This window comes from Cohaesibacter intestini, from assembly GCF_003324485.1.
In the GTDB taxonomy this organism is placed as follows: Bacteria; Pseudomonadota; Alphaproteobacteria; order Rhizobiales; family Cohaesibacteraceae; genus Cohaesibacter; species Cohaesibacter intestini.
Genome location: NZ_QODK01000003.1, coordinates 719,611 through 734,517, shown reverse-complemented (window position 1 = coordinate 734,517; position 14,907 = coordinate 719,611). Strand labels below are relative to the sequence as shown.

Genomic DNA, 14,907 nt, shown 5'->3' with positions numbered 1-14,907 from the left:
ATCCAACCGCGGAGGAGGTCAATGATCAAAACACTAAAATTGGAACTTTTTACAGCACTGCTATTAGGCGGGTGCACTATTTCCATGTGTGCGTTTGCACAATCAGCAAGTTTTTTTCAGCCACTTCCTCCGGGGGCAGATCTTACTCCACAGCAAGAAACAATTTTGGAAGCCCTTAAAAACAAACCAACAGCCAAGAGCGTGCAGGTTCAAACTTTAAACACAAGATTGCTTGAACTAGACAACTTGCCTTTTAATTTAGACGGCCAAGATTATTCATTGATAAAATCATCAATGAAAAAACTTAAAGGAACGAAGGAAAGCTATCGATGGGAAGGTTTTGACGCACCTAAAGAGCAGATCACTGCTACGGAATCAGTCATAATCGTAGATGATCGCGGACTGGTCACAGGTACAGTGACATCAGGAGATAAGATTCTAGAGATACGTCCACTAGGTGGTGACGCGCACGCCATCATTGAAATCGACCCTACTGCTTTTCCTCAAGAACACCCCGATGCCCCCCCTAAATCCTCACCAACTGACGAGGATAACAATGGCTCGGTTTCTCCAGATGCTAGTAACGCATCAAGTACCATCGACATTTATATCGCCTATACCCCATCAGCAGCGAAATCCATTGTCAGCATTCAAGGCCATGCACAGCTGGCAGTCGCAACCGCAAATAGTGTTTACAAAAATACAGGGCTGAAAACGAGATTAAATCTCGCCGGCTATTCTGTAGAGACCTACGCTGAGTCTTCTTCTATGAAAACTGATCTACATCGCTTGAAGGCAAAGTCAGATGGTTTTCTTGACAGCATTCATACATTGAGGGAAGAGCACAAAGCAGATTTGGTTCACTTGATTGTCAACCGGAACGACTATTGTGGATATGCGTATGTTAATGCAAACTCTTCATCCGCGTTTGGTGTGACCGACCATTCATGTGTAGGCAGCAACAAGAGCTTTACCCATGAAGTTGGGCACAACTTGGGAGGGTGCCACGATCCAGCCAACGCAAGCAGTTGCCCATTCAGCTTCGGATACGGGTACCAAGATCCAGAAATGAAGTTTAGAACTGTCATGGCTTACAATTGTGCAACCAATTGTCGAAGAATAGCAATCCACTCATATCCCCAAAAATATGGGGTTCAGGGTAAGAATGACGTCAAGAAAGTCATCAAGTCGAGAACTCAAACGGTGGCTGGATTTAGGTAGAGTCTTGATAACTCCAGGCTCCACTGTTTTCCGGCTATTCACTGAGCCATGCTGGGTGTCGATCTCAGATCAACACCCAGACAAACACAAAGCCAGAACAACTATTTATCAGCCTTTTCGTCCAGCTTTTCCTCAATCCGTTTGAGGCTGTCAAAGACGCGCTCGATTGCTTTGGAATAGCCTCTGACACGCTCTTCCAGAACCATCACCCGCGCCCGCAGCATGAAATGCAAACCAGCTACAGTCACGACCAGACCGACGATGTAGATAAGGTCTTTAGTTTCTGCACTGATCATATCAGCCCCTGCCCTTTGAGCTTGTGCAATACTGGCGGACCAAATCGTTATTGACTTTGAGGTCTTTCAAAAACTGCCCTGCCCCTGATCCTCCCCCACTGAATTGGTCCACCGTTATAGTTAGAGAAACGGTGGATTCGATATGGCGAACAAACGACCCAAACCAGAGGAAATTGTCACGAAGTTACGGCAGGTTGAGATCTTGACGGGGCAAGGGATGCCTCGTCTTGATGCCATCCAGCAGATCGGTGTGTCTGAGCAAACCTATTACCGCCCCCTCTCAGCGATTGTTGCAATCGCCTGCCGGTCAATGGGAAGAAGAAGTGTGGTGGAATGGGCACAGATCAATTCAAGGAACTCAAACGGCTCCAGAAGGAGAATGAGCGCTTGAGAAAGGCGGTTTCTGACCTGACGCTGGACAAGCTGATCCTGTCTGAAGCTGCAAAGGGAATACCGCTGACCGCCAGGCTTTGCGAAGCAACGCCGAGAGGGATCTAAGCCCTTCTCGCCGTCGTGCCTGCATCAATCATGTCCGCAGCCAAGTAAACGTTTCTGAGCGACGTGTCTGTCGTGTTCTGGGGCAACATCGTTCAACGCAAAGACGGTTGCCACAAGGACGCGCCGATGAAGAGCGTTTGGTGGCGGACATGATCGAGTTGGCTCGGCAGTATGGACGCTATGGCTATCGGCGGATTGTTGATTTGTTGCGAGATGCCGGTTGGCAGATCAATGACAAGCGCCCCTCTCGGCGGCGCTGCGCTTGCCTGCCGGGCAATGGACAATGGCCCAGAGTTCGTTGCCCAGAACGTGCGTGATTGGATCAAGGCTGTTGGAGCAAGGACTGCTTACATCGAGCCGGGATCACCCTGGGAGAACGGTTACTGCGAAAGCTTCAATGCAAGGTTCCGAGACGAGTTCTTAAATGGAGAGATATTCTACAGCTTGAGGGAAGCGCAGATCCTGATCGAGAAATGGAGGCACCACTACAACACCAAACGGCCACACAGTGCATTAGGCTACAGCCCGCCGGCGCCCGAAACTATCGTGCCGATGGAAACAAGGCCCGCGATGCACTAACATTCAAACCGGACCACTCAAGTGGGGCTGATCAATGGGGCATAACAATCGCTCCGAAGTCAGCCAGAGAGACAGGTTCGCGAGATTGGCCCGCGAACGGATACAGGCGGTTGGCCATAGCTTTGTTGAACGGTCCGGCCGGGGTGGGGAACCCGCGTTGCAGCAAGCCCCCTGTTAGGTGAAAGAGGAATGTGGGCCCTTCAGATGTGCAGGCAAAGGCGCGTCACTTTAATCTACCACGCCAACACAAAGCATTCGCAGGCCGTAAATCGAACTCAAAATCTCGTTCAGGTAGTAACGCATCACACTATGTAACGTATAGTTATATGTCTGCAATTATCGACATATATATTTGTTATAACTTCATTACCTAACTCCATAATTAGTCATTCCTTAATAACAAACACTTAGTGTTGACCCTAGTTTTTCTTATCTGAATAAAGCAAAAGAGCAAGCAAATGAAACTAACACACAAAATTTGGAGCCTTCTGGGAATTGGGTTCATTGGTTTGGCTGTTTTGTCAGGCGCATTTTTCTGGGGCAGCAGTAAAAAAGATGCGGCAACAAGTCATGCTTTGAGTGCCGAAAAGGCCTCCGTATATCTCAATGAAACAGAAGCCGTGATCCGCGACGTTTCCACCAAGCTGGAGCTCTTTTTGCTAACCAACGACGTAACCCTTGTTGCGCAGGGCCAATCCGTCGTTACCCATCATATTGAAAAGACCCAGGATGAGTCCCACGCCAACGCTGATCTGGAAAACAAGTTGAAGATTGCCTTGGCCAACGTAGAAACAGTGTCCAAATTGCGCACGATTTCTGGTTTGTCGGAAAAAGAGGGTCTCAAAGGATCACTGCGCTCTTCGGTGAAGACCGTGGAAGCCAAATTGAATGAATTTGGCAAAGAAAATCCCGATATCTCGATCGACAAGACCATGGTCAAGATGCTGATGCTTCGGCGGCACGAGAAAGACTATATGCTGCGCCGCGACCCGAAATATGTCGACACGTTCAATGCTCGGGTAAAAGAATTCCACGCGACGGTTGCGGCGTCTGATATTCCGCAGTCAGTGCAGAAAGACATCAAGCCACTGATCGAAGATTATCAGAAGAAATTCCTTGAATGGACCCAAGCGGACCAAATGGTTCTGGCAAAGGTTGCAAGCGCGCGGATTTCCAATCTGGCAACAATCGAAGATGTCAAGAAGATGGAAGAGGCAACCACTGCCGAAATGCAAAAAGCCATGGCGCAAAAGGCAGATATGGATGCCTTTGTCAGCTTGCTGACCTTGTCGATCATATTGGCAACATCGCTGTTCCTGATTGGTGGCGGCATGCTGGTCATTCGGTCGATCACCCGTCCCATTCGCAATGTCACCGGTGCCATGGAGCAGATTTCCATGGGCAATCTCAACACGCAGGTGCCGGAAAGCAAGATCAATGATGAAATCGGCTCGCTATGCCGAATTGCTGCGGTACTGCATGAAAGCGTCCGGGCGCAAAAAGCCTTCGAGGCGGAAGAAGCCGAGAAAGCTGCAAGGCAAGAACGCGAGAAACGTGCCCTCATGGTTCAGCTCGCTGACGAGTTTGACCGGCAGGTGACCGGCATTGTGGAAAGCGTTGCAAGCTCTTCGAGCGATCTCAACATGACCGCGACCACGATGTCGCAAGTTGCTGAACGAACTTCGACCGAAGCCACATCGGCAATCAGCGCCTCGACGCAAACCATGCATAATGTGCAGACCGTGGCGACCGCTGCGGAAGAAATGACCAGCACCATCTCCGAGATCAGCAAGCAAATCGTTGAAGCGTCATTGGCTGCCAAGGAAGCCGTCGGCAAAGTCAATGACACCAGCAGTCAGGTTCGGATTCTCACCGACATTGCCGCGCGCGTTGGAGAGGTGGTTGAAATGATTTCGTCGATTGCCGAACAGACCAACCTGCTGGCCCTCAATGCGACAATTGAATCAGCTCGGGCCGGAGAAGCAGGCAAGGGCTTCGCTGTCGTGGCAGGTGAAGTGAAGGAACTCGCAGGCCAAACCGCCAAGGCGACCGACCAGATTGCCATTCAGATCAACGAGATCCAGACCGCAACCGGTCATGCATCACAAGCGATGAATGATGTCAGTCAGGTCATTCTGCGGGTAGAGGAAATCTCTTCGACCATTGCTGCTGCCATGGAAGAGCAGAATGCAACCACTCATGAAATTGCCGGCAACATCCATCAGGCAGCACAGGGAACCGAACTGGTCAACGACAATATCAATTCTGTCTCTGACGCATCCAAGGAAGCGGGTGCATCGTCCGAACAGGTGATGGTTGCAGCCCAGCGTCTGGGAGAACAATCGAACCTGCTACGCGAGCAGGTCGGGAGCTTCATCCAGCGCATCCGCGCAGCCTGAATCATTCCAACCAATGCAAGAAAAGCCGCCAGACCTCGGTCTGGCGGCTTTTCTTTGTCCCGCTTTGCTCTATTTCTCTTCCAGCACCCGTTTAATCTTGCGTGCCAGTGCACGGCGGGATTTCTCGTCGGCCAGTTGTTCGAACGCCTCTTTCAAGTCGATCTGCAACTCTGCGAACTCGTTGTGGGCATCCCACCCGACCATGTCGGCTTTCTTGAGACGATGTTTGACATTGGCAAAGAAGTCGGGCCGCCCTGCCCGCGACAACCGCACCTCGTCATCGATGGTCGGAATTGAAATCAAGGCCTCGTGCATGCCGTCTGCAACCAAGGCTGCTTTCAGCGCCTCGGAGGCTTCCTGTTCCCCATGACAGAGATAAAGGCCATGGCGGATGGGCTTACGATCTCGGATCCAGTCGATCAGTTCATTTTCGTCCGCGTGGCCGGAATAGGTCTCAATTTGTTTCACCTTGCCGCGGATCTGGATCTCTTCGCCCTGAATCCGTACCTTGCGCGCACCATTGAGCAGAAGGCGACCGAGAGACCCTTCAGCCTGATAGCCAACCAACAACAGCGTCGTGTTGCTGTTCCACATATGGTTCTTGATATGGTGGCGAATACGGCCCGCATCACACATGCCGCTGCCGGCCATGATAATCGCGCCGGACTTGATCCGATTGATAGCCTTGCTTTCCTCGACGCTTTCGGTGAAGCGGATATGCTCAGTGTTGATGTCATCGAGATGATCGGCAATATCTTCCAATGACGCGGCATGTTTCTTGAAGACTTCCGTTGCCTTGATCGCCAAGGGACTGTCAAGGAAGATTGGCACATTGCGCAGTTCCCCCCTTTTCTGGAGGATAAGGATATCGGCGAGCAATTCCTGAGTTCGCTCCACGGCAAAGGCTGGAATGAGCAGTAGCCCCTCGCCTTTCAAAGCGGTCTGAATTTCTTCCAGCAGAATTTGGCGCTTCTCATCGGATGTGACGACCGGCCGCGCGCGGCCCCCATAGGTGCTCTCGCTGATCACATAGTCATAATCACTGGCGGCACCCGGATCCGGGTGGAACAGCTTGTGATTGGGGCCCAGATCCCCGGACCAGAGCAAACGCAGGCTTTGTTCGTCAGGCTCGTCACTGGGGACTTCGATTTCGATTGAGGCAGAGCCAAGAATGTGGCCCGCATTCCAGTATTTGACCCGTATGCCGCCAATATCGAGCCATTGTTCATAGTCGACAGGCTCAAAATACTGCTGGCAGGCTTCTGCATCCTTTTGGGTGTAAATCGGCTCGATCTGCGGTTTGCCGCGACGGGCGTTGCGGCGGTTGAGATTCATCACATCCATTTCCTGAATGTGTCCGCTGTCAGGCAGCATGGCGCTCAACAGATCCTGAGTTGCCGCCGTCATATAGGTCTTGCCGCGGAAACCGTGTTTGTAGAGCTTGGGAAGCAAACCGGCATGATCGATATGGGCGTGGGTAAGGAGTGCGAAATCGATGGATGCCGGATCAAAGGGAAAGTCACCATAGTTCAGCGCCTTGATTGTCTTGGTGCCCTGAAAGAGCCCACAATCAACGAGGAAACGGTGCCCTGCCGTCTGAACCAGATAACAGGATCCGGTCACCGTTCCCGATGCGCCACAGAATTTGAGTGTTGCGTCCATACTCTCCCCCTAACTACACCTTTGCTACTCCTTTGATTTTTCCACAATTTCGCAGAATTTCAACAAACTTATGAGACATTTACCGAAATGCAGCGATGTGGCCTCAAACTGATCCCCAAGTTGGATGCCCCTGACATGCATGGCGCATCCTGACGATCTTCCAGCCACCTTGTTTGCAGGCACTCCTTTTGGCAAAGGATCTCTGCGGAATCGGACAATAGCCATGATCAGCGCGCGCCCACGACCTTCCAAAACCATGAACAATGACAAACTCGCCTACGAGGATATCGACTTCTTGCGACGCGATGAGCTGCGCGGTGCGCGGTTGGAGCTGGAGTTCACCAAGGCTGATCTGGGCATGCGCGATCACGGCATTATGTCGACCGTGGTTGTATTTGGCAGTGCGCGGACACCCGAGGATCACATCGAGTATCAGCAGGCACGAGAATTTGGCCGGATCGTTTCCGAACGCGGCGGGGCGTTGAACCCCTATAATGGCACCCACCGCAATGTCATTTGCACCGGTGGCGGGCCGGGCATTATGGAAGCGGCCAATCGTGGAGCCCATGATGCAGGTGCCCTGAATATCGGCCTCAATATCGATCTGCCGTTCGAGCAGCATATCAATCCGTTCGTCACTCCGACACTGAGCTTCGAGTTCCAGTATTTTGCCTTGCGCAAGATGCACTTTGCCATGCGGGCCAATGCGCTGGTGGCATTCCCGGGTGGCTTTGGCACGCTGGATGAACTGTTTGACATTCTTACTCTCAAGCAGACGGGTAAGATTTCCGGCATGCCGATCATCCTGCATGGGCGGGATTTCTGGGAAAATGTCATGAACTTTGACACATTGATCAAATATGGGACCATCAACCCCAAAGATGTCGATCATTTCATCATTGTCGATACGCCGGAAGAAGGCTGGCAGGTGATGGTGGATCATGGCTTGATCACCAAAGCCACGGAAAGCCATGTCTAGGTTCGCCTGAATTGGCCAGCAGTGCATGAAGGCTCCCCGAATGAGACAAACTGCCGGAGAGCCTTTTCTTTGTTCCAGATCAGCCAGACTTTAGAGCAGAGGCGCAATCTCTGCCCAACTTGGCGGCGCGTCATCATCGCGCCAGATGATGGCAGTGAGATAGTCAGCTTCGGTCGTTGGCTCACCCTTCAATGTGAAATGCGCATCAGGCCGCAGGGCCAGAATTGCTTGGTACACTTTCAATTCTGCAAGCTGTGTGTCTTCCGTGATCATTTACGCATCCCCCAAATAAGCGATTTCAAGATAGCTCCCCGCTGACCAGATCACCGCGCCGCTGTCACGGCTGTCCACCTGCATCGAGATCACGTCCCCCGCTGCACAAAAGGCCAGCACCGTTTCGCATGGGGTGAAGGTGCCGTAACCGGCTGTCGTTGCATCATTGCCCAAGAACATCCGCCGCAACAAAGCGGTGTTCTTCAGCAACTCGGTGCGAAAAGGAATCGAGCCACCGCCGGTCTGCACAGCGATATTGATCAGATAGAGACCATCATAAGGGCAGATATAGCCGCCCTGATTGACCCCGGTGGTTTGCGGCCCATATCCGACAGGATTGCCTGCATTCCATGCAACGGCATCGAAATCAAACCGGGATGCGGCGCTGATGGCATATTGGACGGCGGTTGAGAAGATCAGCCGGGCGGTTGGGTTGGAGTTGGAAATCACCACCCGGCCATTGTCTTTGTCGAGCTTCAAAGGCTCGGCCCATGTGACGCCATCGGCGCTGACTTTCATGGACCAATTGTCTGATCCATTCAGTCCCATTTCAGCCCGGCCGGACCAATTGGTCTGGAACAGCAAAGAAGCTGTATCGCCCGCAGCATTCTTGTTCACCTTGATCTGGTGACCTGCCCCCTCGTGGGTGAACAGACTGGCGGCAGAGGCTACGGACAATCGGTTGGTGTCATCGGCAGTAGCATTGACACCGACATGGTTGGCATTCTGGATTTCCTCCGGATTGCCGCCGACGGGTGTCCAGTCGGAGCCGGTCCAGCCAAGCAGTCGGCCTTCGTCGCAATTCCAGACGCGCCAGCCTTCCTGAGGGTCGTAATAAGCCCATGCGCCATTCTGAAAGGCTGCAATCTGGCCGCTTCTTCCGGACCAGACGCCGGTTGCCGACGGAGCGACAATATAGCGATCGCCTTCCGTTGGGTCGGTGGGTGGTGTCGTCAGGCTAGCATTCGAGACGGTCAGCTGGGTCAGAACATCGAGCTTCTGCAAAGCTTCATTGTGCGTGATGTGCTTTTGATCCTGCGAACCGGCAATGTAAGGCAAAGAAAGGATAGGTGATTGTTCCATGGCTCCAATTTCCGTTGGTTGACATTGCCTCCCAGTATCGGAGCTGCCCCGAACAGGAGGATAAGGTTCCTGGCTGGTGCCCTTGCCTTTTTGTGCCGCACCCTATTGCCAAAAGCCGGCATGTGCCTATCATCGACCTTTCCATAATCAACCGCGAGCGCCAAACATGACCGATTTTGCCAATGCCCTGATTGATCGCCTGCCAAAGGCAGAGTTGCACCTTCATATCGAGGGCACTTTGGAACCAGACTTGATGCTGGCACTGGCCAAGCGCAACAAGGTCACCCTGCCTTATGAGAGCGTCGAAGATGTCGCCAAGGCCTATGAGTTTGACTGTTTGCAGGATTTTCTCGATCTCTATTATCTGGGCATGAGCGTGTTGCAGACCGAGCAGGATTTTCATGATCTGACCTGGGCCTATTTGCTCAAGGTCCATGCGGATGGTCTGACTCATGTGGAAATGTTCTTTGATCCTCAGGCTCATACGGATCGCGGGATTGCATTCGAGACGGTCTTGGGCGGGATTGTCTCAGCGCTCGAGCGGGCAGAAAAAGAGCTGAAGATCACCTCCAAGCTGATCATGTGTTTCTTGCGCCATTTGCCCGAAGAACAAGCCTTTGATGCGCTTGATTGCGCCTGCAAACACAAGGAGCATATTTTCGCGGTCGGCCTCGACAGCTCGGAAAAAGGTTTCCCGCCGCCTTTGTTTGAGCGCGTGTTTGCGGCCGCCCGCAAGGAAGGTTTCACGCCGGTCGCGCATGTGGGCGAGGAAGGCACAGCCGAGAATGTACGCGAGGGGCTGGATCTGCTGAAGATCGAACGGGTGGATCATGGCAACCGGGCGCTTGATGACCCAGCGCTGATAAAACGACTTGCAAAACAACAAACGCCTCTGACCATGTGCCCCTTATCCAACCTGCGCCTCAAAGGCATTCCGACGATTGGCGACAGTCCGGTGAAGAAAGCGATGGATGCGGGCCTGCTGGTGACGGTCAATTCCGATGATCCGAGCTATTTTGGCGGCTATCTCAATGACAATTACCGCGCCGTCCATCAAGCACTCGACCTCAACGAACAGGACATCATCACGCTGGCAAAAAACAGCTTCAAGGCAAGCTTCATTTCTGACAGTGCCAAGCAGGCGCATCTGGATGCGATTGATGCGGTGGTTGAAGATGTGAAGAAAGGCTGAGCCATCGCTGGCCAGCCTTTTCCTTTCACAATGCGAGATACGCCGTTTAGACCCAGCCTTGCAGCTCGGCCAATGTCAGGCTTTCAAGCATGTCCATGCCTTCGTCGCTATCATTGAGGCATGGAATATGGGCAAATTGCTCGCCGCCATGCTCCATGAAGATCTCCCGGTTTTCGCCATCAATTTCTTCAAGCGTCTCAAGGCAATCGGCCGAGAAGCCCGGATTGACGATGGCCAACCGCTTGACGCCACTTTCCGCCAATTTGGTGACGGTTTCGTCGGTATAGGGACGGATCCATTCTTCCGGACCAAACAGCGACTGGAAGGTGGTTTGCAGATAATCCTTATCCCAGCCAAGCTTCTCGCGCACCAAGCGGGTCGTCTTCATGCAGTGGCAATGGTATGGGTCGCCATTGTCGAAATAGCGTTTGGGAATGCCGTGATAGGAGGCAAGGATCAGCTCTGGCTCGAAATCGAGCCCCTCAATGGTCTTCTTCATTGAGGTGGCCAGCGCATCAATATAGGCGGGCGTGTCATAATAAGGCGGCAAGGTGCGCAAGGCAGGCTGCCAGCGCATGTCTTTCAAGACATCAAAGACCGCATCATTGACGGTGGCCGTCGTCGCTGCCGCATATTGCGGATAGAGCGGCAGGACCAGAAGGCGCTCGCACCCCTTTTCCTGCAGCGCATGGATGCGCGACTTGATCGATGGATTGCCATAGCGCATGGCAAAATCCACCTCGACATCACGGGCAAAACTGTGTCTGGACAGACGTTCGCGCAGTTTGTCGCTCTGACCCCGGGTGATGGTCAACAACGGGCCTTCATTGGCCTCGTGGTTCCAGATTTCCTCATAGGCCTTGCCAGACTTTTGCGGTCTGGTTTGCAAGATGATGCCATTGAGGATCGGCCACCATTTCCATTTTGGTTCTTCAATCACCCGCTGGTCGGACAGAAATTCCTTCAGATAGCGCCGCATGGACCAATAGTCTGTTCCGTCAGGGGTGCCCAGATTGACAAGCAGAATGCCGATTTTGCCATAGGCAACAGGTGGATGATTATCAGGCCAATGGGTCATCATTGCGCGGTCCTCGTCCAAATTGGTCTTAATTGCGGTTTGCGTTGGTGGTCCTTGCGCATGGCCGCAACTATCTTGCTCGTCCAGTCTTAGCAGCCTTGAAGGCCTGATGCATCAAAGACTTCCGTCGACATACATGAAATTGCGGCAATGGTTCAAAGCCCATGTCAGCCATCGTCAAGGCAACGACAACCAAAAGAAACCGCTCTTTGATACGTCCGCCAAACGAAAGTAAGGCGTGGCGATCAAAGAGCGGTCAAATACAGTTTGTTGTGTCTTGATCAACTGACATAGCATTTACGCATGAAGTCAGGAGCTGGATCATTGCGAGAGCGATTTTCCTGAAAAAATCACGCCTCGTCCGTTCGACCCCGAAACCCTTTGGCAAACACATACATTTCCGGGCTTTCCTTGCGGCTTGCCGGGGGCTTGATATGGGTGATCGATTGATAGTCACGCTTCAATTCAGCCAGCATGTCATTCTCGGTCCCGCCTTTGAAGACCTTGGAGAGGAAGACGCCGCCGGGACGCAAATTCTCCTTGGCGAACTGGGCTGCCACTTCAAACAGATGCACGGTACGCAAATGGTCGGTCTGTTTATGGCCGGTGGTCGGCGCTGCCATATCTGACAGGACAATATCAGGCGGTTGACCACCCAACGCTTCCATCAGCATGTCCGGGGCGTCATCATCGAGAAAGTCCTTGAGCAAAACCGTCACGCCGGGTAGAGGATCCATACCGAGATAGTCAATGCCAACCACAAGCGGGTTGTCGCTGGTGGAGTTTACACGGCGCGCAGCGATGTCACACCAGCCACCGGGAGCGCAGCCCAGATCAACCACCCGCATGCCCGGCTTGAGAAACTGGAAGCGATCATCCATCTCGATTAGCTTGAAGGTTGAACGGGACCGAAAGCCTTCCTGCTTGGCGCGTTGCACATAGGGGTCGTTCAGCTGACGCTGCAACCAACGGGTTGATGAGCTTCTGCGGCCCCGAGCGGTTTTCACCCGGACCTTTTCGACGCGAAGGCCGCGGCTGCCCCGTCCTTCTCCGCCTCCGGTTTTCTTCGCCATTCCGTTTGCTCCGACTGTTTTTCTGTTTGGTTCGTTCTATCTGGCCCGGTGATCCGGGCCAATGCTGTCTGATCTATATGCTCTCTGACACGGAGCCATTCAAGCATTCTGGTCCGGTTTGCCGGCCGCACCAGCCGCCTGACCGGTGCCTTGAGCGCCGCGTTGCCCACGTCCACCCCGGCGACGGGAGCGACGTTTCTTGCTGCCCGGCTTTTTGGACGGCTCCCCCGGCTTGGTCGGCTGGCGTGGATTCCAGACGCCATCATCGATCATCATTTCCATCAGGATGCCTTCCCGCAAGCCCCTATCGGCCACACGAAGCTGCGTACAAGGCCACTCACGGTGAAAGGCTTCAAGGATTGCGCAGCCTGCCAGCACCAGATCGGCGCGATCCTGACCAATGCATGGATTGTTGGTGCGCTCTTCGAAGTCCATATCCAGAATGCGCGCAATCATCGCCCTGAGTTCGGTCGCATTCAGCCAGGCGCCATCCACCAGACGTCGATCATAGCGCTCGAGGCCCAAATGGACACCGGCCAACGTCGTCACTGTACCCGATGTGCCGAGCATATGGATATGCTTGGTCTTGATGGCTTCAGTCAGGGCTTCGCGCTCTTCGAAGTCATGCAGCATGTCGCGTACTTCGCTGACCATCGCCTCGAACTGCTCGCGATCCACCACGTGGCCCCCATGCTTTTCAGACAGGGTGACCACGCCAACTTGCAGGGAGGTCCAGCAGCGAATGCGTTCGGACATGTGGCGCAAGGCGCGGCGTGTCTGACGATTGCGCTTTTCCCCCGGCAGGGGCAGGCCTTCATCAGTAACGGGATCGAGATCCAGCCAGACAATTTCGGACGACCCACCACCAATATCGAACAGCACAACCCCATCGGCCTCAGGATGCACCAGCGAAGCACAGCCTGACACAGCCAATCGTGCCTCGGTTTCACGATTGACGATTTCAAGCTTCAGGCCCGTTTCACGATAGACCCGATGGAGGAATGCGCCACCGTTTGTGGCACGGCGGCAGGCTTCCGTGGCGATCAGGCGAAACCGTTTGACTGCCCGGTAATTGAGCTTTGACTGGCAAACCTTAAGGGCCGAAATGGCGCGATCCTGCGCGTCTTCACTCAGGCGCCCCGTTTGTGACAAACCTTCGCCCAGACGAACGATGCGCGAGAAGGCGTCGACGACGCGAAAGCTCTGACCGTGTGGCTCGGCCACCAGCAGACGGCAATTGTTGGTGCCAAGATCAAGGGCGGCATAGGCCTGACGGGATGCGTCACGGGCCTGCGACGGGTGGCCGTGCGGGCGTCCGTGTCGGGGCTGATCGTTGCGATGACGGTGTGCATTGGCCGGCGCACCATTGCTCGACTGTCCCTTGCCACGGCCGCTCTGGTCTGCACCCTTGCGGGCCTCGCCCTGCTTTGTCTCGCTTCGTTTTGCATCACGCTGCTGGTTGTCTCGCTGACCGCTGTCTCTTGATTGCGACGCGGGCTCCTGCGCGGTTTGATTGGGCCGATTGCCATCGCGGTTGCGCGACTTGCGGCGGGAGCGCTTTTTTTGGCTCCCCTGATCCGCCGAGCGTCCAGCCTCTTGCCCGATGCCCCGTGCGTCTGATGGTGTTTTTCCATCAGTAGACGCTCGCACAGCGTCATTTGGCTTGCGATCAGCAGACTTTGAGTCTGGGTTGGTATCAGGCCCTGAGCCTGGATTGGACGCATGTGTCCCATTGCCCGCATGAGGAGGTTGTCCCCCCTTCTTCCGTCTGGGACGGGAGCGACGTCTTTTTCGCCCGGACTGCTGGCCCTTTGTGTCTTCCGCCCCGGATGTCACACCGGATGTGGCAGAATGCTCCTGTGACATGACAGTGGACGCATTTCTGGCGTCATTTCCAGCGGCAGACTTCTCGCCACTCTTGTCATGTAAAGGCACATCGCGATCTGACTTTCCCGCTCGACCATTGCCCGCATAAGCGGCATTGGAGGCGTTGGAAAGCCCGCGATCAGGTCCAACAGCTGAGCGGCCACCCTTTTGGGTGCCCTCAGCGTCTTGTGCCAATGTGTGTCTCCCGCTGCGCTGCAATCATGAGGACAAGGCATGGCGCGCAGCATTCGATTCAATCAGTTTGTCACAGACCACTCTATCAGCCCTCACCCAAAGGGCAAGAAGCGATTGCCTCTCGGACACTGGAAAGCGCATTTTTCCTGCATGTTTAACCATCCATGCACGCACGATCATTGCGTCCGCAAGGCGGACAAAAAACGCTGATCAAGGGGCATCTGCCATTGAAAGATAAAGACTTCACCGCAGCCAAGATGTCAAACGGATGTCATCGGAAGAGTGGCGCAGTCTTTATCCCCACCCAAACAATTTTGTTCGGACTTGAAGCTTGACTGTCAAAAGCAAAGTCATTATTCCAACCGTCACTACCGAGCGAGCAACTGCTTCGCATCCCTGCTGGGGATTAGTTTAATGGTAGAACAGCGGACTCTGACTCCGTCGGTCCTGGTTCGAGTCCAGGATCCCCAGCCACTTCTCCCTTACATTGTCAGCGATCTGCCCGCTCCGGGT

The 14,907-nt window shown here is 53.8% G+C and carries 11 protein-coding genes, 1 tRNA gene and 1 pseudogene; 6 read left to right on the top strand and 7 right to left on the bottom strand.

What is annotated here, in order from left to right; all coding sequences use genetic code 11:
- Nucleotides 1–21: 21 nt before the first annotated feature.
- Nucleotides 22–1,221, top strand: a complete 1,200-nt coding sequence (locus DSD30_RS13980) for a M12 family metallo-peptidase (protein ID WP_114010263.1) — start codon at nt 22–24, stop codon at nt 1,219–1,221.
- Nucleotides 1,222–1,322: 101 nt separating this feature from the next.
- Here DSD30_RS13980 and DSD30_RS13975 read toward each other — a convergent pair whose 3' ends face one another.
- Nucleotides 1,323–1,517 (bottom strand): hypothetical protein, encoded by a 195-nt coding sequence (locus DSD30_RS13975; RefSeq protein ID WP_114010262.1) that lies wholly within the window; start codon nt 1,515–1,517, stop codon nt 1,323–1,325.
- Between the two features lie 142 nt (nt 1,518–1,659).
- Here DSD30_RS13975 and DSD30_RS13970 point away from each other — a divergent pair.
- Nucleotides 1,660–2,594, top strand: a pseudogene (locus DSD30_RS13970) (integrase core domain-containing protein).
- Between the two features lie 575 nt (nt 2,595–3,169).
- A complete protein-coding gene (locus tag DSD30_RS13965; protein WP_198662960.1) occupies nt 3,170–4,993 on the top strand; it encodes a methyl-accepting chemotaxis protein in 1,824 nt (607 codons plus the stop codon).
- A 69-nt stretch (nt 4,994–5,062) separates the two neighbouring features.
- Here DSD30_RS13965 and DSD30_RS13960 read toward each other — a convergent pair whose 3' ends face one another.
- Entirely contained in the window at nt 5,063–6,655 is a 1,593-nt protein-coding gene (locus tag DSD30_RS13960) for an MBL fold metallo-hydrolase RNA specificity domain-containing protein (RefSeq protein ID WP_114010260.1), read from the bottom strand.
- Between the two features lie 223 nt (nt 6,656–6,878).
- Here DSD30_RS13960 and DSD30_RS13955 point away from each other — a divergent pair, with 223 nt between their 5' ends.
- The gene (locus tag DSD30_RS13955; RefSeq protein ID WP_114010471.1) at nt 6,879–7,634 is read left to right on the top strand and encodes an LOG family protein; all 756 of its coding nucleotides are present in this window, start codon (nt 6,879–6,881) and stop codon (nt 7,632–7,634) included.
- Nucleotides 7,635–7,724: 90 nt separating this feature from the next.
- Here DSD30_RS13955 and DSD30_RS13950 read toward each other — a convergent pair whose 3' ends face one another.
- Together DSD30_RS13950 and DSD30_RS13945 are read right to left on the bottom strand one after the other, a co-directional pair.
- On the bottom strand, nt 7,725–7,907 hold the full coding sequence (locus DSD30_RS13950; protein WP_114010259.1) for a hypothetical protein: 183 nt from the start codon (nt 7,905–7,907) through the stop codon (nt 7,725–7,727).
- Nucleotides 7,908–8,990: a DUF2793 domain-containing protein gene (locus DSD30_RS13945; protein ID WP_114010258.1), complete on the bottom strand. Its 1,083-nt coding sequence runs from the start codon at nt 8,988–8,990 to the stop codon at nt 7,908–7,910. It abuts the gene before it with no gap.
- A gap of 166 nt (nt 8,991–9,156) precedes the next feature.
- Here DSD30_RS13945 and DSD30_RS13940 point away from each other — a divergent pair, with 166 nt between their 5' ends.
- Entirely contained in the window at nt 9,157–10,182 is a 1,026-nt protein-coding gene (locus DSD30_RS13940; protein ID WP_114010257.1) for an adenosine deaminase, read from the top strand.
- Between the two features lie 46 nt (nt 10,183–10,228).
- Here DSD30_RS13940 and hemH read toward each other — a convergent pair whose 3' ends face one another.
- The 3 genes from hemH to DSD30_RS13925 form a co-directional block, all read right to left on the bottom strand.
- Entirely contained in the window at nt 10,229–11,263 is a 1,035-nt protein-coding gene (hemH, locus tag DSD30_RS13935; protein WP_114010256.1) for a ferrochelatase, read from the bottom strand.
- A 347-nt stretch (nt 11,264–11,610) separates the two neighbouring features.
- Nucleotides 11,611–12,333 (bottom strand): RlmE family RNA methyltransferase, encoded by a 723-nt coding sequence (locus tag DSD30_RS13930; RefSeq protein WP_114010255.1) that lies wholly within the window; start codon nt 12,331–12,333, stop codon nt 11,611–11,613.
- Nucleotides 12,334–12,432: 99 nt separating this feature from the next.
- Nucleotides 12,433–14,199, bottom strand: a complete 1,767-nt coding sequence (locus tag DSD30_RS13925; RefSeq protein WP_114010470.1) for a Ppx/GppA phosphatase family protein — start codon at nt 14,197–14,199, stop codon at nt 12,433–12,435.
- A gap of 595 nt (nt 14,200–14,794) precedes the next feature.
- Between DSD30_RS13925 and DSD30_RS13920 the strand changes: the two genes are divergently transcribed.
- Nucleotides 14,795–14,868, top strand: a tRNA-Gln gene (locus tag DSD30_RS13920).
- Nucleotides 14,869–14,907: the final 39 nt, after the last annotated feature.